Genomic DNA, 18396 nt, shown 5'->3' with positions numbered 1-18396 from the left:
GGGTTTCGTACCCTCCCCCTTGTGGGGAGGGTCGATCCGCGAAGCGGATTGGGGTGGGGGTTCTCGTAGGTCGCAGTCCCCCACCCCGGCGCTTCGCGCCGACCCTCCCCACAAGGGAGGGTAAAGGAAGGGCGACGGTAAGCTCTCAGAACGTTACCGCGATAAGCACCGCCGACAGCAACCCGAACAGCCCAATCAGCAGATAGTCGGCGACCTGATAAAGTTTCAGCGCCCGCCTGATGTCCAGACTTTCCGCCTCGCGGCGGCCGCCTTCGCCCATGAAGGCATCGTTGACGACAACGCCGCCATAGCTGCGCGGGCCGGCGAGCGCCAGGCCGAGTGCGCCGGCCATTGCTGCTTCCGGCCAACCGGCATTGGGCGAGCGGTGCTTTTTGGCGTCGCGCCGCATTGCTTGCCAGGCGTTGCGGGGATCGGCGCCGTCAACGAGAAAGGCGGCGGCAACGATCAGCAACGCGGTCAGCCGGGACGCCGGCAGGTTGATCCAGTCGTCGAAGAGTGCCGCCGCGCGGCCGAAGGCCTCGTGGTGCGGGGTGCGGTGGCCGATCATCGAATCGGCGGTGTTGGCGGCCTTGTAGGCGACGCCGCCGGCCAGACCGCAGACACCTGTCCAGAAGGCGGGCGCAACGATGCCGTCGGAGAAATTCTCGGCCAGGCTTTCGATGGCGGCGCGGCTGACGCCGGCATGGTCGAGCTTCTCTGGGTCGCGGCCGACGATGCGCGCAACCGCAATGCGGCCGAGCGCCAGCCCGCCGGTATCCAGCGAATCGGCCACCGCCTCGACATGTTCGGTAAGGCTCTTTTGCGACAGCAGCGACGAGGCCAGGATTGCCGTGATGATCATGCCGGCAGGAAAGAGCTGCCAGAGCAGGATTTGCACGATGAAGGCGATTGCCGCCGGCACCAGCACGATCACCAGCAGCGCCTGCACGCCGCGGCGGCGACGCAGCGCGTCGGAATCAGTGTCGCGGTTGAGCCTGAGGTCGAGAAAGGCTATCAGCCTGCCGAACCAGGTGACGGGATGGCCGACGGCACGGAACAGCCAGTCCGGGTAACCCAGGATGCGTTCGATGGCCAGCGACAGGAAAGCGATCAGGATCGACATGAAGCTTTCTGATGGAGCGATTACTGTGGTGGATCACGGTGGATCCCTTGGCCGGGCGAGGGCGCTCTTCCCTCACGCGCCACAACCTTTCGTCGATCTCTCGACAGGTATCAATCCGCACTCCTACCCGCTTTTCGAGCTGCCCGCCACCGCCCTGTCACGATTGCCGGAAGCCGCGCGCCTGCGTGAGCTGGCCAGGGTCGCGGCCGGCGCCTATGGCGCGCCTTCGGACGAGAATGTGGCGGTCGCCCCGGGCACGCAGATCCTGCTGCCGCGCGTCGCCTCGCTGGTCAGCCCCGGCAAGGCGCTGGTGCTCGGGCCGACCTATGCCGAGCATGCCAGGGCCGCCGCGATTGCCGGCCATGCGGTGGCGGAGGTCGACGATTTCGAGGCGCTTGCCGGAGCCGAAATTGCCATCGTCGTCAATCCCAACAATCCCGACGGGCGAGTCGTGTCGCGGGAAAGGCTGCTTCGGCTTGCCGAGACATTGCGCGCCATAGGCGGTCTGCTGGTCGTCGACGAAGCCTTCATGGATGTCGGCCCGCACGCGGAAAGCCTGGCCGGCGATGTCGGGCGGGGCGGCATCGTCGTGCTGCGCTCGTTTGGCAAATTCTTCGGTCTCGCCGGCCTGCGGCTCGGCTTCGCACTTTCCGGTGCGGTGACGGTCGAAAGGCTTGAAACGCAATTCGGCCCTTGGGCGGTCGCCGGCCCAGCGCTCGAATACGGCATCCGCGCGCTTGCCGACAGCGGCTGGCAGGCCGACATGCGGCGGCGGCTGGCGCAGGATGCGGCGCGGCTCGATGCGCTGCTTTCGCGCTTTGGCGTTGCTGTCGCCGGCGGCACGACGCTGTTTCGCTATCTCCGGCTTGCCGATGCACCGGGGCTGTTTTCGACGCTCGGCGAGCGCGGCATATTGCTCAGGCATTTTTTCGAGCGTCCCCAGGTGCTCCGCGCGGGGCTGCCTGGACGTCAGGAGGAATGGCAGCGGCTCGAATCGGCGCTTGCCGACTGGCGCGCACGGCGCGACGATGGGTCGAAGGAGATCGCGCCATGATCCATATCTGTTCGCTGGCAAAGCTTGAGGAGACGGTGGCCAAAAGCGGCGCCGAGCGCGTGCTGTCGCTGCTCGCTGCCGGCACCGAGGTGACGCGGCCGGCCTCGATATCGAGGGAGAACCACCTGCATCTGGTCATGCACGACATCGCGGTGGCGCAGGACGGCATGACCATGCCCGGCGAAGGCCATGTGCGCAATCTGCTCGATTTCGCCCGGAAATGGGACCGCGCCAAACCCATGGTCGTCCATTGCTATGCCGGCATCAGCCGCTCGACCGCCTCGGCCTATATCATTGCGGCGGCGCTCGCCCCGAAGCGCGACGAAGTCGAACTTGCGCAGACATTGCGGAAGCTTTCGCCCTCGGCGACACCCAATCCACGGTTGATCGCCGTCGCGGATGCTCTTCTCTCACGACAAGGCCGCATGATCGAAGCGATCGAGGCGATCGGACGCGGCGCCGATGCTTTTGAGGGTACGCCTTTCGTGTTGAAGATCGACGGCTAAGGCGGCCCGCTATGCCAGCCAGTCGGCAAGCTTCGCCTTGCGCACATCCTTCAACAGGGTGATGAAGCCGTCGGCCTGATGCTCCGCCGTCAGTCGGCCTTTCTCGGCCGCGGCAATGCTGGCATCGCCGACCACGCCGTTGGGGTTGAGATCCCCAGCGATCCAGGCGAAAGCGTGCGTTCCAGTGTGGCGCAGCAGCGCAAATTCGGTTTCGGCGCGGGCGACCTTGGAGGCGAAATTGTCGGCCTTGGCCATGTCGACTAACTCCGGGCGAAAATGCAGCATCAACGAGGTCTCGACGTCGCCGCCATGGATGCCATGGCGGTCTTCCAGCTCGGTGTACATGCCGGCGGGGCGGCCGAAGCGCTGCCAGCTGGTCTTCACCGCCAGCATCCTCTCACGCACGCGCAGCTCGCGCGCGACGATGCCCATGATCTCTTCATTGCCGCCATGCGAGTTGACGACGATCAGTTTCCTTACGCCTGCGCGGGCAACGGACAGGCCAAGCTCGGTCCAGGCATCGACCAGGGTGGCCGCCGGCAGGGTGAGCGTGCCCGGCGCCTGCAGATGCTCGTTCGACTTGCCGACCGTTTGGACCGGCAGGATGCGGATGTCGAGATCGCCGGGCAGGCGGGCGATGACCGTCTCCAGCATGCCGTTCATGATCGAGGTATCGGTTGATACAGGCAGATGCGGGCCGTGCTGCTCGATCGCCGCCACCGGCAGCACGGCAATCGTCGCCTCCGGATCGATCGCGGCGTATTCGGTGGTCCGGTAGTCGCCCCACCAAACGCGTCTGTTTGCAACGGTCATGTCATGCCTCTTGACTGTGAGGGAGACCTAGCGCGCCAAACGTCGCCTGTCGATCACCCAGCCGCAATCGCCTCGACCTCGACCTTGAACTCCGGCCGCGCAAAGCCTGACACGATCATCAGCGTCGAGGCGGGCGCGGGGCTGGCAAACAAGCGGTCGCGGACGTCCATATAGGGCCGCAGAAAGGCGCGGTCGGTGACGTAGGCGTTTATGCGCACGATGTCGCCTAGCCCCAGCCCGGCTTCAGCCAGAATCGCCGCTATGTTTTGAAAGCAGAGCTCGGCCTGCGCGCCGGCATCCTCGGGGATCTGGTCGTCCGCCGTGATGGCGACCTGACCGGAGCACAGAACCAGCCGCTTGCCTGGCGGCACCTCGACGCCGTGGCTATAGCGGGCGAAAGGCGGCTTGATCGACTTCGGCGCGAGGTATCTGAACATGGCAATCTCCTGTCTGCGAGACCAGCCTAAGACGTGACCGATAGTACGTTCAAGATGTGGTGCATGGCACGAGGGCGATTGTGGACAGGCGTCCAAAAAATAGGCACGATGCCTCCCGCACAGCATGACCCGTCCGGTGTTGGCAGTGACTGCCGCGCAAGCAGGCGGCCCGGGCGGTGGCATGTGTCTTGCTTCTTGGATCAATGGTGTCGAGCCCGGCGCGTGACGCTCCGGAGCCAACAAAGGGTGGTGTCGATGTACGGAAAACAGAAGATTTCAGCGCTTGCGGTCGCGCTGCTTGGAGCCGGCACGTTCGGCGCGGCAGCAAACGAGAAGGTCACCTTCGGCACCAACTGGCTGGCCGAGCCCGAGCATGGCGGCTACTACCAGGCCGTCGCCGACGGCACCTACGCTGCATGTGGCCTCGACGTGACGATTTCGCAGGGAGGTCCGCAGGTCAGCGGGCGGCCGCTGCTGCTGGCCGGCAAGCTCGATTTCTACATGGGCGGCAATCTGCTGTCGGCCTTCGACGCCGTCCAGCAGGGCATCCCGATGCGCGTCGTCGCAGCCGATTTCCAGAAGGACCCTCAAGTCATCATGTCCCACCCGGGGCAGGGGCTGGACAAGTGGGAGGATTTGAAGAACGCCGACCAGTACATTCTCGGCGACGAGGGCGTCCAGACCTTCTTCCAGTGGATGGTCATCGAACTCGGTTTCGATGCCGCCAAGCGCGTGCCGTACACCTACAACACCGCTCCATTCCTGGCCAACAAGAAGTCGATCCAGCAGGGTTACGTCACCTCGGAGCCTTTTGCGGTCAAGAAGGAAGGCGGCTTCGTGCCCAACCAGTTCCTGCTCGCCGACTATGGCTGGGACACCTATTCGACGACGATCGAGGTGATGCAGGACACGATCGACAAGCGGCCGGAGGTGGTCCAGTGCTTCGTCGATGGCTCGGCCAAGGGCTGGTACAACTACCTCTACGGCGACAACAAGGCCGCCAACGAGATGATCAAGAAAGACAACCCCGACATGAGCGACGAGCAGATTGCCTTCTCGATCGAGCAGATGAAGAAGTTCGGCCTGGCCGATTCCGGCGACACCGAAAAGCTCGGCATCGGCGCCATGAACGAAGACCGGATCAAGAGCTTCTATGACAAGATGGTCAAGGCCAAGGTCACGCCCGAGGGCATCGATATCAAGAAGGCCTACACGCTGGCCTTCATCAACAAAGGTGTCGGGATCGAGCTGAAGAAGTAGTCGTGAAGCTGGAAAAGATGGCGCAGGCGCCCATGACGGCATCGGGTGAAGGCCCGATGCTGCTGACGCTGCGCCATGTCGGCAAGGTGTTTTCCAATGGCGTGACTGCATTGAGCGACGTCGATCTCGCCATCCGCGAGGGCGATTTTGTCAGCCTTCTCGGGCCGTCCGGCTGCGGCAAGTCAACGGCGTTGAGGCTGATCGCGGGCCTGTCGACGCCGACATCCGGTCAGCTCGACTGGGGCGGTTCGATCGACCGCGCCAATATCGGCTTCGTCTTCCAAGAACCGACGCTGCTGCCCTGGGCCAATGTATTCGACAATGTCTGGCTGCCGCTCAGGCTGAAAGGCGTGTCGCGCGCCAAGGCGGCGCCGGCGGTGACGGAGATGCTGGAGCGGGTGCACCTGACCGGCTTCGAGAACGCCGTGCCGCGCGAGCTTTCCGGCGGGATGAAGATGCGCGTCTCGATCGCACGCGCCATGGTGACGAAGCCGCGCATTCTGCTGATGGACGAGCCGTTCGCCGCACTCGACGAGATCACCCGCTTCAAGCTCAACAACGACCTTCTGGAGCTGTGGCAGGACGAGCGCTTCACCGTCGTCTTCGTCACCCACAGCGTCTTCGAAAGCGTGTTCCTGTCCAACCGCGTCGTCGTCATGGCGGCGCGGCCGGGCCGCGTCCATGCCGAGCTTGCCATCGACGCCTCCTATCCGCGAGACGAGGTTTTCCGCACTTCGCCCGATTATGCCGCGCTCTGCCGCCAGGCCTCGGACATCCTGGTCAACGCCATCAACACATCAGCCGGACCGCACCATGACGGCCATTGACCAGAATGCCGCAACGCTCGACGCGGAAGAGGCGGGCCGCGTACGCCAGGAGCGGCTGGAGCGGATCGGCCGGTGGGTCTTGCCTTTGGCGATCATGATCCTGGCGATCTGGCTGTGGGACCGCATTTGCGTGTGGAACGCGATCCCGCAATATATTCTGCCGCGCCCCGGCGTGGTGCTGTGGACGCTCTATAGCGATGCCGGGCTCCTGTTCTCCGCGCTGCTGGTCACGTTGCGCATAACCTTTCTCAGCCTGCTGCTCGCGGTCGTCGGCGGCGTCGGACTGGCGGTGCTGTTTGCGCAATCGAAATGGGTGGAGATGTCGTTCTTTCCCTTCGCCATCGTGCTGCAGGTAACACCGATCGTGGCGGTCTTCCCGCTCATCAACATCTATGTGGACAACCAGACGGTGAAGCTTTTGCTTTGCGCCTGGATCGTCGCGTTCTTCCCGATCCTGTCCAACACCACGCTCGGCCTCAATTCGGTCGACCGCAATCTTCGCGACATGTTCAAGCTCAACGGCGCGACGCGCTGGCAGCAATTGCGCTATCTCAGACTGCCGGCGGCCATGCCGTATTTTCTAGGAGGCTTGAAGATCGCCGGCGGTCTGTCGCTGATCGGCGCCGTGGTGGCCGAGTTCGTCGCCGGCGCGCAGGGACAATCCTCAGGGCTCGCCTCGCGCATCATCGAGGCCGGCTACCGCCTCAACGCGCCAAGGCTTTTCGCGGCGCTGATCCTGATCTCGCTCACCGGCATATTGATCTTCCTGGTGCTGTCGCTGGTGTCGCATCTCATCCTGCGCCGCTGGCACGAGAGCGCGCTGAAGCAGGAGCGGTAGGGTGACGAGGTGAGCGAGACGTTGGCGCGAAGCACCCCCCTCTGGCCTGCCGGCCATCTCCCCCTCAAGAGTGGAGATTGGACGTCATCCGGGATTTCGCCAATTATCGACGTTGGAAGACGGGTGCTGCCGGCAAAGCTGCCAATCTCCCCCCTTGAGGGGGAGATGCCCGGCAGGGCAGAGGGGGGCGGTCCTTGATACCGACCTCTGGCTCGTACCATCTCACCAACGTCCGCCTTCACCGGTCGCTGACATCAGGTCTTGCCACCACTTACGATACTGACGGCTTCGCGCTGGCCGACATCGCCGTCGCCGACGGTAAGCTCTCCAGCATCGCCGCGCACAAGAAATCAAAAGCGCCAGCCACCGCCATCGACCTTGCCGGCCGCATCATCCTGCCGTGCTTCGTCGATTGCCACACCCACATCGACAAGGGCCATATCTGGCCGCGCAAACCCAATCCCGACGGCAGTTTCATGGGCGCGCTCAATGCCACCAGCGCCGACCGTGCAGCGCGCTGGAGCGCCGAGGACGTGGCGCGGCGCATGGATTTCTCTTTGCGCTCGGCCTACGCGCACGGCACCAAGGCCTTGCGCACTCATCTCGACAGCGTGCCGCCACAGGAGGAAATCTCCTGGCCGGTGTTCGAGGCGATGCGGGAGAAATGGCGCGGCCGCATCGAATTGCAGGCAGCCTGCCTGCTCGGCATCGAAGGCGTGCGCGACAGAAAGTGGTTCGAGAGGCTGGCCAAGCGTGTGGCTGCGGCCAAGGGCGTGCTCGGCGTCGTCACCTATATGGTGCCGGATCTCGAAGAGCTTCTCGACAAGGTGTTCGCCGAGGCGAACAAGCACGGGCTCGATCTCGATTTCCACGCCGACGAGACCGACGATATCGCGGCGATCTCGCTGAAGAAGATTGCCGAGGCCGCACTCTGGAACGGTTTTGAGGGCAACATCCTGGTGGGACATTGCTGCTCGCTGGCGCGCCAGCCGGACCTCGACGTGCTCGACACGCTGGACAAGGTCGCCAAGGCCAAACTTGCCGTGGTGTCGCTGCCGATGTGCAATCTCTATCTGCAGGACCGGCGCGCCGACCAGACCACGCCACGCTGGCGCGGCGTGACCTTGCTGCACGAGATGAAGGCGAGGGGCATTGCGGTCGCGGTCGCCTCCGACAACACCCGCGATCCTTTCTATGCCTATGGCGATCTCGACATGCTGGAGGTCTACCGCATGGCGACGCGCATCCTGCATTTCGACCATCCGGTCGGCGACTGGCCGCAGACGGTGGCGGCGACGCCGGCCAAGGTGATGCGGCTCGACGGTGTCGGGACACTGGCAGCCGGTGGCAGCGCCGATTTCATCGTCTTCAAAGGGCGGAGCTGGACGGAATTGCTCTCGCGGCCCGAATCGGATCGCATCGTCGTGCGCGCGGGACGAGCGATCGACAGACAATTGCCCGATTACGCCGAGCTCGACGGACTGATGGTGGAATGATGGATGTTTCGGCGCTCAAACGCGATCTCGACGGGATAAAGCTCGACGACAATCCGGCCATCATCCAGCAGAAGAGCCGCGACTTCTACTGGTACAGCCCGGTGCTGAAGCAGCAGCTCGACCACGTCACCGGCGACCTGATCGTGACGCCCAGGAACGAGGCCGAACTGATCCGCGTGCTTGCCGCTTGCCACCGTCATGGCGTTCCGGTGACGCCGCGCGGCAGCGGCACCGGCAATTACGGTCAGGCGATGCCGCTATCGGGCGGCGTGGTTTTGAACCTTGCCGAGATGAACGAGATCAAGGCCATAGCGCCGGGCCGCGTCGTCACCGGGCCGGGCGCGATCCTCGCCGACATCGACAGAGCGACGCGCGCGCATTCCGGGCAGGAACTGCGGCTGTCGCCGTCGACCTACAACACCGCCTCGATCGGCGGCTTCATCGCTGGCGGCTCGGGCGGCGTCGGCTCGATCAATTTCGGCGGTCTGCGTGATTTCGGCAATGTGCTGCGGCTGCGCGTCGTCACCATGGAAACCGAACCGAAGGCGCTCGAACTCACCGGCGAGGATTTGCACAAAGTCACGCACGCCTATGGCACCAACGGCATCATCACCGAGGTCGAGATGCCGCTGACTGCAGCCTATGAATGGATCGACGTGATCGTCGGCTTCGACGCTTTCATGCCGGCAGCCCGCTACGGCAACGCGCTGGCACGCCAGGACGGCATCCTGACCAAGCTGATCACGCCGATCGCCGCGCCGGTGCCGCAGCTCTATTTCAAGCGACACCAGAAGTTCTTCCGGGACGGGCAAAGCATCTGCGTCGTCATGGTTGCCCGGCATGGGCTAGACGCATTCCTCGCCTTCACCCGCCGCGCCGGCGGCGAGGTCATCTTCAATGCCGCGACGGCAACGGACGAAGAGAAGAAGGGCCTGCCGCCGGGCTTCGAGCTGGCGTGGAACCACACCACGCTCAGGGCACTGCGGGTCGATCCCGCGATCACCTATCTGCAATCGCTCTATCCGTTTCCCAACCAGCTGGCGCTGGTGGAGAAGATGGACGCGATGTTTCCGAACGAGGTCTTTTCGCATCTCGAATTCGTGCGCCTCGACGGCAACATCACCTGCTTCGGCCTGCCGCTGGTGAAATTCACCACCGAGGCGCGGCTCAACGAAATCATCCGGCTGCATGAGGAGAATGGCTGCCCGATCTTCAACCCGCACCGCTACACGCTGGAAGAGGGCGGCATGAAGCAGACGGATGAAATCCAGCTCGCCTTCAAGCGCGAGACCGATCCGCAAGGCCTGCTCAATCCCGGCAAGATGATCGCCTGGGAAAATCCGGATTACGACTATCGCTCCGGCCGGACTTTTTTGTTCAAGGGTTTGCAGAAAGCAGAATGAGCAGAGGTTTGAGCTTGAGCACCCCCCTCTGTCCTGCCGGCACAGGCCCTACGCTGCCGCTTCGGGCGTTCGTTGTTTGGAAAGCCAAGCAATTGGCTTCCCATCGGCTTCGCCGACCACTTCTCACCCCCCGCAAGGGGGGAGATTGGCAGCCTGAACGCCGCAGCCAATCTGACACGCTGACAATTAGTGAAAGCGATGCGGCAGTCCGATCTCCCCCCTTGAGGGGGAGATGCCCGGCAGGGCAGAGGGGGGTGCCTCGCGCCGACCCCAGCAATTTCCCATGAAAGTCCTCGTCCTTTACGCACACCCGGTGGAGACCAGCTTCAATGCCAGCCTGCACCGCACGATCGTCGAGCGGCTGACGGCGGCCGGCCATGAGGTCGACGATTGCGATCTCTATGCCGAGGATTTCGACCCCAGGCTGACGCGCGGGGAGAGGCTGGATTATCACAACCAACGCAGCCCTGCGGACCCGGCCGCGCCCTATGTCGAGCGGCTGCTCAAGGCCGAGGCGCTGGTGCTGTCATATCCCGTCTGGAACTACGGCTTTCCGGCTATCCTGAAAGGCTTTTTCGACCGCGTGTTTCTGCCCGGCGTGTCGTTCAAATTGGTCGACGGCAAGGCGCAGCCTTCGCTCCACAACATCCGCAAGCTGACCGCCGTCACCACCTATGGCGGCAGCCGGTTCCGCGCCATGCTGATGGGCGATCCGCCGCGCCGGCTGGTCAAGCGGATGCTGCGCGCGACGATCAGGCCCGGCGCCTCGGTGTCCTACCTCGCTCATTATTCGATGAACCTGTCGACCGACGAGACGCGGGCAGCCTTCATGGCCAAGGTCGCGGCCGGGATGGATACCTTCTGATGCGCGTGCTGGTGGTCTATTGCCATCCGGTGCCCGAAAGTTTTTGCGCCGCGATCAGAGATACCGCCGTCGACGTGCTGAAGGCGCGGGGTTGGGAGGTACGGCTGCTCGACCTCTATGCCGAAAAATTCGACCCGGTGATGGGTAGCGAGGAGCGGCGCGCCTACAATGAGCGGGCGCCGGAGGATCCGGCCCTAAAACCGCATTTCGAGCATCTCGCCTGGGCTGAGGCGATCCTGTTCATCTATCCGACCTGGTGGTACGGGCTGCCGGCCATGCTGAAGGGCTGGCTCGACCGGGTCTGGGCGACCGATGTCGCCTTCAAGCTGGGCAAGGGGCGCATCATGTCGCTGATGACACATGTCACCAGGGTCGGCGTCATCACCCCCTGCGGCGCGCCGACCTGGTGGAGCGTCGTCGTCGGCCAGCCCGGCCGCAAGACCTTGCTGCGCGGTATGCGCGCGCTGTGCGCCCGCCGCTGCCGGACGTTTTTCCTGGCGCACTACCTGATGGACGCCTCGACGCCAAGGACGAGGGCGGCGTTTCTGGTGAAGGTGCGGGCGAAGCTGGAGCGGTTTTGAGCTTCTTCACCCTCCCCCTTGTGGGGAGGGTCGCGCAGCAAATGCCGCAAGGCGGCTTTTGCGAAGCGGGGTGGGGGGTCTCGTAGGGCGCACCCCCACCCCGTCTCGCAATCGCCGCTTCGCTCCGACTGCGAGCCGACCCTCCCCACAAGGGGAGGGTAAAAAGGTGCTACATCCTCGTCCGTTCCGCCTTGGGATCGTACATCGGCTTCAGCGATGCTTCCGCCGCAAAACGCTCGCCGGCGATCTCGATCTCGTAGGACGAGGCCAGCACATCCGCCTCGCTCTCGCCCTGGCAGGGCACATAGCCCAGTCCGATCGCGCCGCCGAGATGGTGGCCGTAATTCCCCGATGTGATCGGGCCGACGATCTTGCCGTCGCGCAGGATCGCCTCGTTGTGGAAGAGCAGGGGTTCAGGGTCTTTCAAACGGAACTGCACCAGCCGGCGCGACAGGCCGGCTTCTTTTCTCTTCAGCACCGCATCGCGGCCGATGAACTCGCCCTTGGCGGTTTTGACCGCAAAGCCGAGGCCGGCCTCCAGCACATTGTCCTCGTCGGTGATGTCGTGGCCGAAATGCCGAAACGCCTTTTCGAGGCGGCAGGAATCCAGCGTGTGCAGGCCGCAAAGTTTCAGGCCGACATCGCCGCCGGCCTCGTCGATCGCCTCGAAGACATGAGCCGCCTGGTCGGTCGAGACATAAAGTTCCCAGCCGAGTTCGCCGACATAGGTGACGCGGTGGGCACGGGCGAGGCCCATGCCGATCTCGATCTCCTGGAAGGTGCCGAATGGATTGTTGTCGTTGGAGAAATCGTTGGGGCTGACTTTCTGGATCAGCTTTCGCGCATCCGGACCCATCAGGCAGAGCACGGCCTCAGCTGCCGTGACATCGGTGATGACTACGAATTCATCCCCGACATGCCGGCGCAGCCAGGCGAGGTCGCGTTGCAGCGTCGCGCCCGGCACGACGAGGAAGTAGGCGGTCTCAGATAGCCGCGACACCGTGAGGTCGCTTTCGATACCGCCGCGCTGGTTGAGCATCTGGGTGTAGACGATCTTGCCCGGCGCCACGTCCATATCGTTGGCGCACAGCCTTTGCAGGAAGGCACAGGCGTCGCGGCCTTCGACACGGATCTTGCCGAACGAGGTCATGTCGAACAGGCCGACCTTGTTGCGGACCGCCAGGTGCTCCTCGCGCTGGTTGTCGAACCAGTTCTGCCGCTTCCAGGAATAGCGGTATTCGCGCTCCTGCCCCTCTCGCGCAAACCAGTTGGCGCGCTCCCAGCCGGCGACTTCGCCGAACACGGCGCCGCGCGCCTTCAGGTGTTCGTGCAGGGGCGAGCGCCTGACATTTCTGGACGTTGCCATCTGCCGGTAGGGGAAGTGATCCGCATAGAGCAGGCCGAGCGTTTCGGAGACACGCTCCTTGAGATACCTACGGTTCTTCTGGAATGGCTGGGCGCGGCGGATGTCGACTTCCCAGAGGTCGAAGGGCGCTTCGCCGTCATTGATCCACTGCGCCAGCGCCATGCCGGCGCCGCCGGACGAGACGATGCCGATGGAATTGTAGCCGGTCGCCATCCAGTAGCCCGACAGCTCCGGCGCTTCGCCGAGATAGTAGCGGTCGTCGGGGGTAAAGCTTTCGGGGCCGTTGAAGAAGGTGTGAATGCCGGCGGTTGCCAGCATCGGCATGCGGTTGACGCCCATCTCGAGGATCGGCTCGAAATGCTCCATGTCCTCCGGCAACTGGTCGAAGCAGAAATCCTCGCTTATGCCGTCCATGCCCCAGGGCTTGGCCACCGGCTCGAAGGCGCCAAGCATCATCTTGCCGGCGTCTTCCTTGTAGTAGGCGCACTCATCCGGCACGCGCAGCACCGGCAGCCGGCCAAGGCCGGGGATCGGCTCGGTGACGAGATAAAAATGCTCGCAGGCATGCAGCGGGATGGTGACGCCGTTCTGGGCGCCGAGTTCGCGCGCCCACATGCCGGCGCAGTTGACGACGATGTCGGCCTCGATCGTGCCCTGGTCGTCGCCTCGCGCCCACGACACGCCGGCGACGCGACCGGCCTTGGTGTGGACCTTGGTTACCTTCACATTCTCGACGACTGTGGCGCCGCGCTGGCGGGCGCCCTTGGCCAGCGCCATGGCGATGTTGGCCGGATCGCACTGGCCGTCGAGCGGCAGATGCACGGCGCCGACCACATCGGACACGTTGAGATGCGGGTACATCTCCTTGACTTCACCAGGCGAAATCTCGCGCACATCGACATCGAAGGCGCGGGCGAGCGAGGCCTGACGGTAAATCTCGTGCTTGCGCTCCTCGGTCAGCGCCACGGTGATCGAGCCGACCTGGCGCATGCCGGTGCCGACTTCGGTCTCGGCCTCCAGCTTGACGTAGAGGTCGGCCGAATATTTCGCCAGCCGCGTCATGTTCTGCGATGCGCGCAGCTGGCCGATCAGGCCGGCGGCGTGCCAGGTCGTTCCCGAGGTCAGCTGCTTGCGTTCCAGCAGCACGATGTCGGTCCAGCCGAGCTTGGCCAGGTGGTAGGCGACCGAACAGCCGGAGACACCGCCGCCGATAATAACCGCGCGGGCCTTGATGGGAATGCTTCTGGTCATGCGGCCTCGCGGCGATAGCCGGATGCGAAGCGGCGCAGGCGTTTTGCGGCTTCCTGAAGCACCGGTTCCGGTTGGCAGAGGCTGATGCGGATGTGGCCGGCAGCGGCCTTGCCGAAGCTGGAACCCGGCATGACGCCGACACTCTCCTGGTCGAGAAAGGCCCAGGCGAATTTCTCGTCGTCGGGCTCGACGGCGGAGATGTCGAGCATGACATACATGCCGCCCTCGGAGCCGTGCACGCTGACATTGTTCATGCCGCGCACGGCGTCGAGCAGGACGGTGCGGCGCGCCGCATAGCGTTCGGCGATCTCCTTGACGCCAAAGCAGTTCTCCAGCGCCTCGGCGCAGGCGATCGAGATGAAGGCCGGCAGGCCGTAGGTCGTCACCAGATTGAGATTGGTCAACAGCGTGATCATCTGCGTCGGGCCGGTCAGCCAGCCCATGCGCCAGCCGGTCATGCCGTGGCTCTTGGACATCGAATTGATGACCAGCGTGCGCTCGGCCATGCCGGGCAGGCCGCGCGGCGAGATGTGCTCGCCGCCGCCGAGCGTCCAGTAGACCTCGTCCGACAGCAGCCAGAGATCGTGCTCGCGGCAGATCTCGGCCAGCTCTTCCAGACGCTCACGCGAATAGACGGCGCCGGTCGGGTTGTTCGGCGTGTTGATCAAAATGGCGCGCGTGTTGGGCTTGAGCGCCGCGCGGATCATCTCGGCGTGCGGCTGGAAACCGTCCTCGGCCGGCGTCTCGACGACGGTGAAGCTGGCGCCGGCGGCGCTGAACGTGTTGGGATAAGTCGCGTAGTAGGGCGCCACCACGATAGCGTGGTCGCCCTGGTCGAGAACGGCCTGCACGGCCGCGTAAAGGGCAGCCTGGCCGCCCGGCGTGGCGATGACTTGGTCAGGTGCCGTCTCGACCCCGGTGCAAGCGGTCGAGGCCGCCGCCATCGCCCTGCGCAGGCGCGGAACGCCGGGAAGCGGGGTGTAGTGGTGGTTGCTGCCGCGAACCGCCGTCACGCAGGCTTCGATCGTCTGGCTCGGCGTATCGAAATCATGGTCGCCGACCGACAGCATGATGATGTCCTGGCCGGCCTCCTTGCGGGCCCATGCCTCGGTGTGGACCTCCCAGCCATCCTTGCCCGAAGGCACGATGCCGGAAATGCGCGATGAGGGTCTGGGCATCAGGATACTCCCGAGATTTCGTGGCCGGCCTGTTCGAGCTGATCGCGCAACGCGGCGATGTGGGCAGGGCCGACTTCGCAGCAGCCGCCGACGATGGTGGCGCCAGCGGCGACCCAGCCGAGCGCCTGGTCGGCATAGGCATCCGGATCAAGGTCGTGGCGTGCGTGCAGCACTTCGACCGTTCCGCCATGCTTGAGCGCTTCGACAGAGGTGAAGCCATTGGCATAGGCGCCGACCGGGCCGCCGAGAGCAATCAATTCGGGCAGTGCCGCGGCGATCGCTTCTGGCCGGCAGCAATTCACCAGGCGCGCTGCAACCGTCAGGCCGTCGAGGGCGTCCGCCGCTGCCGCTATTGTTTCGCCGCTGCGCAGCCGCGGCGCGCCGTGATCGGCGAGCGTCCAAGACACCCAGACAGGTTTGCCGCTTTCCGACGCAGCGGTAACGGCCGCACGGCCTTCGTCGGCTGAGGCCATGGTCTCGCACAGGAACAGGTCGACGCCGTCGGTCTGCTCGGCGACGATGCGGCGATAGATGTCCAGCGTCTCCTCGAACGATATGGTCAGCGCCGGCGCATAGCTGCCGAACAGCGGTGACAGGCAGCCGGCGATCGCTGCATCGCCTGCCTCCTCGCGTGCCTGTCTTGCCAATTCGATGCCGCGCTTCTGCAAGGGCCTGAAGAGGTCTTCTGCTCCTTCCCGCGCGAGCCGCTCCGGCGTCGCCGAATAGGTGTTGATGGTGATGACGCGAGCGCCGGCCCGGATGAATTCGGCATGCAGGCCACGCACCAGATCCGGCTCGTCGATCAGCACCCTGGCCGACCAGAGCGGCGTCGGCTCGGAGCTGCTGCGGCGGACCAGTTCCTGGCCCATGCCGCCATCGGTGAGAATGACTTTCTTCATGCTCTCAGTCTTTCGTTTTTCGGATCCCACAGCGGCTCGTCTTTCTGCACGACTGCCTTGAAACGATCGCCAAAAATTTCAATCTCGATCGCGGTATCGGGTTCAGCCAGGTCGGCGCGCAGCATGCCGAGCGCGATCGATTTGTCGATGCGATGCCCCCAGCCGCCGGACGTCGTCTCGCCGACGATCTTGCCGTCATGCCAGAGCGTCGACACCGACGGCGCGTCGCAATCGCCGGGGTTTTCGACCACCAGCGTGACGAAGCGCTTCTTTACGCCTTGCTGCTTTTCGTTCTGCAGGGCTGCCTTGCCGCGGAAGTCGGGCTTGTCCCATTTTACGAAGCGCTCGAGCCCGCCCTGCAGGACCGTATAGTCGGTCGACAGGTCGCCCTTCCAGGTCCGGTAGCCCTTTTCGAGGCGCAGCGAATCCAGCGCATACATGCCGAACGGTTTCAGACCGTGTTTTTGTCCCGCCGTCCAGACGGCGTCGAAGATGGCGGCGGTGTCTCCCACCTTGGTGTGGATTTCCCAGCCGAGTTCGCCGGCGAAGGATACCCGCACCAGCTTCGCCCAGCGGCCGGCGATGGTGGTTTCCTGATGCGTCAGCCAGGGCAGCGAGAGATCCGCGCCACAGACCTCGGCCAGGATCTTGCGCGAATTGGGGCCGGCGAGGATTTGCGTCGAATAGTCTTCGGTCCTGTCGGTGAGGGTGAAAGCTGCGTCCTTCGGCAGGCGCGACTTCAGCCATTCGAAATCGTGCCACTGCGCTACCGCCGCGGTGATCAGAGTCATCTGCTCTTCGCCATGGCGCACCACCGACATCTCGGTGACGATGCGGCCTTTGTCGTCGGCAAAATAGGCGAGGCCGATTCGGCCGGGCTTGGGCACCAGGCCGGTGACCTGCAGCGCCAGCCATTCGGCTGCGCCAGGACCTTCGAGGTTGAAGCGCGAGAAGCCGGGCAGGTCCAGAATGCCGGCGGCGTCGCGCACCGCCAGGCATTCTTCGCGCACGCGGTGCTGCCATGGCCCGTCGCGGCGGAAGGTGAGTGTTGCTTCTTCCGACGTGTCGTCACCGGGTTGCGCATACCAGGTGGCACGCTCCCAGCCATTATAGGCGTCGAACTGGGCGCCGAGCGCCTTGATGCGATCGTGGATCGGCGACAGCTTACGGTCGCGCCCGGCCGGCCAGGCATGGCGCGGGAACTGGATGGCGTATTCGTTGCCGTAGATCTCCATGCCCTTGGCGACGCTATAGTCGGGGGCGGCCGCAAAGCTGGTGAAACGGCGCGGATCGCAAGACCACATGTCCCATTCGGTCTGGCCCTGCGTCACCCATTCGGCCAGCACCTTGCCGGCGCCGCCGCCCTGGGCGATGCCGAAGGTGAAGACACAGGCCTCGAACGCGTTGGGAACGCCGGGCATCGGACCGATCAGCGGATTGCCGTCCGGCGCGTAAGGGATCGGCCCGTTGATCACCTTGGACAGGCCGGCAGTGCCCAGGATCGGCACGCGGGCTACGGCATCGGCAAGGTAGTGCTCGAGACGGTCGAGATCGTCGGGGAAGAGCTGGAAGGAAAAGTCCTCCGGCATCGGGTCGTTGTGGGTTGCCCAATGCGCGCGGCAATTGCGCTCATAGGGACCGAGATTCATGCCGTTCTTTTCCTGGCGCAGATAGTAGGATGTGTCGACGTCGCGCAGCAGCGGCAGTTTCTTGCCCTGCTCCTTCGACCAGGCCACCAGTTCGGGGATTTCCTCGAACAAAATGTACTGATGGCTCATCACCATCATCGGGACGTCGCGGCCGAACATTTTGCCGACTTCCGCGGCTCGGTAGCCGGCGGCGTTGACGACGATCTCGCAACGGATCTCGCCTTGCGGCGTCCCGACAACCCATTCGTCGTTCTCGCGGCGCACACCTGACACCGGACAGAAGCGGACGATCCTGGCGCCCATGTCGCGCGCACCCTTGGCCAGTGCCTGCGTCAGCTGCGCGGGGTCGATGTCGCCGTCGTTTGGATCGTAGAGCGCACCTTTGAGGTCATGCGTCTCGATGAAGGGATAGCGGCGCTTGATCTCATCAGGGCCGACAATGGCGATGTCCATGCCCTGGTAGCGGCCCATGCCCTTGGCGCGCTGGAACTCCTGCATGCGCTCCTTGGTGTGGGCGAGGCGGAGCGAGCCGGTAACGTGGTAGTTCATGGGATAGTCGACGGCATCAGCCAAGCCGCGATAGAGCTCGGTCGAATAGCGCTGCATGTTCATCAGCGACCAGGACGACGAGAAGGTCGGCACATTGCCGGCGGCATGCCAGGTCGAGCCCGATGTCAGCTCGTTCTTTTCAAGCAGCACGCAATCGGTCCAACCCGCCTTGCACAGATGGTAGAGCGAGGAGGTGCCGACGACACCGCCTCCGATGATCACCACGCGTGCCGTGGTCGGCAAACCGGCCATATTCTTCTCCCAAACCTGAAGCGCGCTGCGCTTCTATCTTTTTGCTTGA

At 64.3% G+C, this 18396-nt stretch carries 16 protein-coding genes; 9 read left to right on the top strand and 7 right to left on the bottom strand.

Features of this window, described 5'->3' with window-relative positions; translation table 11 throughout:
- Positions 1–145: 145 nt before the first annotated feature.
- A complete protein-coding gene (cbiB, locus tag NKI46_RS10810) occupies positions 146–1123 on the bottom strand; it encodes an adenosylcobinamide-phosphate synthase CbiB (protein WP_352746116.1) in 978 nt (325 codons plus the stop codon).
- Between cbiB and cobD the strand changes: the two genes are divergently transcribed.
- Positions 1122–2177: a threonine-phosphate decarboxylase CobD gene (cobD, locus tag NKI46_RS10805; protein WP_023685230.1), complete on the top strand. Its 1056-nt coding sequence runs from the start codon at positions 1122–1124 to the stop codon at positions 2175–2177. The two genes, cbiB and cobD, sit on opposite strands and share 2 nt — an antisense overlap.
- Complete coding sequence (locus tag NKI46_RS10800; RefSeq protein WP_023685231.1) at positions 2174–2683, top strand: tyrosine phosphatase family protein; 510 nt, start codon at positions 2174–2176, stop codon at positions 2681–2683. The genes cobD and NKI46_RS10800 overlap by 4 nt, the downstream gene beginning before the upstream one ends.
- 9 nt (positions 2684–2692) lie before the next feature.
- On the opposite strand, the gene NKI46_RS10795 is transcribed toward NKI46_RS10800, so the two are convergent.
- Positions 2693–3496, bottom strand: a complete 804-nt coding sequence (locus NKI46_RS10795) for a creatininase family protein (RefSeq protein WP_023685232.1) — start codon at positions 3494–3496, stop codon at positions 2693–2695.
- 53 nt (positions 3497–3549) lie between these two features.
- On the bottom strand, positions 3550–3933 hold the full coding sequence (locus NKI46_RS10790) for a RidA family protein (RefSeq protein WP_023670775.1): 384 nt from the start codon (positions 3931–3933) through the stop codon (positions 3550–3552).
- 255 nt (positions 3934–4188) lie between these two features.
- Between NKI46_RS10790 and NKI46_RS10785 the strand changes: the two genes are divergently transcribed.
- The 7 genes from NKI46_RS10785 to NKI46_RS10755 all read left to right on the top strand — a co-directional run bounded on the left by NKI46_RS10785 (position 4189) and on the right by NKI46_RS10755 (position 11203).
- Positions 4189–5193, top strand: a complete 1005-nt coding sequence (locus NKI46_RS10785; protein WP_023670774.1) for an ABC transporter substrate-binding protein — start codon at positions 4189–4191, stop codon at positions 5191–5193.
- A 2-nt stretch (positions 5194–5195) separates the two neighbouring features.
- Complete coding sequence (locus tag NKI46_RS10780; RefSeq protein WP_023685233.1) at positions 5196–6020, top strand: ABC transporter ATP-binding protein; 825 nt, start codon at positions 5196–5198, stop codon at positions 6018–6020.
- A complete protein-coding gene (locus tag NKI46_RS10775; RefSeq protein ID WP_023670772.1) occupies positions 6007–6858 on the top strand; it encodes an ABC transporter permease in 852 nt (283 codons plus the stop codon). The genes NKI46_RS10780 and NKI46_RS10775 overlap by 14 nt, the downstream gene beginning before the upstream one ends.
- A gap of 194 nt (positions 6859–7052) precedes the next feature.
- Entirely contained in the window at positions 7053–8354 is a 1302-nt protein-coding gene (locus NKI46_RS10770; protein ID WP_023685234.1) for a cytosine deaminase, read from the top strand.
- The gene (locus tag NKI46_RS10765) at positions 8354–9757 is read left to right on the top strand and encodes an FAD-binding oxidoreductase (RefSeq protein WP_031197684.1); all 1404 of its coding nucleotides are present in this window, start codon (positions 8354–8356) and stop codon (positions 9755–9757) included. The genes NKI46_RS10770 and NKI46_RS10765 overlap by 1 nt, the downstream gene beginning before the upstream one ends.
- A gap of 283 nt (positions 9758–10040) precedes the next feature.
- Positions 10041–10622, top strand: coding sequence for an NAD(P)H-dependent oxidoreductase (locus NKI46_RS10760; protein ID WP_023685236.1), 582 nt, complete (start codon positions 10041–10043; stop codon positions 10620–10622).
- On the top strand, positions 10622–11203 hold the full coding sequence (locus NKI46_RS10755) for an NAD(P)H-dependent oxidoreductase (protein ID WP_023685237.1): 582 nt from the start codon (positions 10622–10624) through the stop codon (positions 11201–11203). Before NKI46_RS10760 ends, NKI46_RS10755 begins: the two co-directional genes overlap by 1 nt.
- Before the next feature lie 169 nt (positions 11204–11372).
- On the opposite strand, the gene NKI46_RS10750 is transcribed toward NKI46_RS10755, so the two are convergent.
- Genes NKI46_RS10750 through NKI46_RS10735 form a run of 4 tightly spaced genes read right to left on the bottom strand, consistent with a single transcriptional unit; the run spans position 11373 to position 18347 of the window.
- Positions 11373–13820 (bottom strand): GcvT family protein, encoded by a 2448-nt coding sequence (locus NKI46_RS10750; RefSeq protein ID WP_352746111.1) that lies wholly within the window; start codon positions 13818–13820, stop codon positions 11373–11375.
- Positions 13817–14998 carry a pyridoxal phosphate-dependent aminotransferase gene (locus NKI46_RS10745; protein WP_023688085.1) on the bottom strand — a complete coding sequence of 394 codons (1182 nt, stop codon included), beginning with the start codon at positions 14996–14998 and terminating at the stop codon, positions 13817–13819. Before NKI46_RS10745 ends, NKI46_RS10750 begins: the two co-directional genes overlap by 4 nt.
- A complete protein-coding gene (locus NKI46_RS10740; protein WP_023690993.1) occupies positions 14998–15897 on the bottom strand; it encodes a homocysteine S-methyltransferase family protein in 900 nt (299 codons plus the stop codon). Before NKI46_RS10740 ends, NKI46_RS10745 begins: the two co-directional genes overlap by 1 nt.
- Positions 15894–18347, bottom strand: a complete 2454-nt coding sequence (locus NKI46_RS10735; RefSeq protein ID WP_023739109.1) for a GcvT family protein — start codon at positions 18345–18347, stop codon at positions 15894–15896. Before NKI46_RS10735 ends, NKI46_RS10740 begins: the two co-directional genes overlap by 4 nt.
- Between the last annotated feature and the right edge of the window lie 49 nt (positions 18348–18396).

The organism is Mesorhizobium sp. M0615 (assembly GCF_040320805.1).
GTDB lineage: Bacteria > Pseudomonadota > Alphaproteobacteria > Rhizobiales > Rhizobiaceae > Mesorhizobium.
The sequence above is the reverse complement of the archived record's forward strand: the minus strand, read 5'-3'. Positions and strand labels throughout refer to the sequence as shown.

Excerpts from the sequence above, each read along its gene's own strand:
- cobD (WP_023685230.1), top strand. The coding sequence starts at position 1,122 with ATGAAGCTTTCTGATGGAGCGATTACTGTGGTGGATCACGGTGGATCC.
- cbiB (WP_352746116.1), bottom strand. The coding sequence starts at position 1,123 with ATGTCGATCCTGATCGCTTTCCTGTCGCTGGCCATCGAACGCATCCTG.
- NKI46_RS10800 (WP_023685231.1), top strand. The coding sequence starts at position 2,174 with ATGATCCATATCTGTTCGCTGGCAAAGCTTGAGGAGACGGTGGCCAAA.
- NKI46_RS10795 (WP_023685232.1), bottom strand. The coding sequence starts at position 3,496 with ATGACCGTTGCAAACAGACGCGTTTGGTGGGGCGACTACCGGACCACC.
- NKI46_RS10790 (WP_023670775.1), bottom strand. The coding sequence starts at position 3,933 with ATGTTCAGATACCTCGCGCCGAAGTCGATCAAGCCGCCTTTCGCCCGC.
- NKI46_RS10785 (WP_023670774.1), top strand. The coding sequence starts at position 4,189 with ATGTACGGAAAACAGAAGATTTCAGCGCTTGCGGTCGCGCTGCTTGGA.
- NKI46_RS10775 (WP_023670772.1), top strand. The coding sequence starts at position 6,007 with ATGACGGCCATTGACCAGAATGCCGCAACGCTCGACGCGGAAGAGGCG.
- NKI46_RS10765 (WP_031197684.1), top strand. The coding sequence starts at position 8,354 with ATGGATGTTTCGGCGCTCAAACGCGATCTCGACGGGATAAAGCTCGAC.
- NKI46_RS10760 (WP_023685236.1), top strand. The coding sequence starts at position 10,041 with ATGAAAGTCCTCGTCCTTTACGCACACCCGGTGGAGACCAGCTTCAAT.
- NKI46_RS10755 (WP_023685237.1), top strand. The coding sequence starts at position 10,622 with ATGCGCGTGCTGGTGGTCTATTGCCATCCGGTGCCCGAAAGTTTTTGC.
- NKI46_RS10750 (WP_352746111.1), bottom strand. The coding sequence starts at position 13,820 with ATGACCAGAAGCATTCCCATCAAGGCCCGCGCGGTTATTATCGGCGGC.
- NKI46_RS10745 (WP_023688085.1), bottom strand. The coding sequence starts at position 14,998 with ATGCCCAGACCCTCATCGCGCATTTCCGGCATCGTGCCTTCGGGCAAG.
- NKI46_RS10740 (WP_023690993.1), bottom strand. The coding sequence starts at position 15,897 with ATGAAGAAAGTCATTCTCACCGATGGCGGCATGGGCCAGGAACTGGTC.
- NKI46_RS10735 (WP_023739109.1), bottom strand. The coding sequence starts at position 18,347 with ATGGCCGGTTTGCCGACCACGGCACGCGTGGTGATCATCGGAGGCGGT.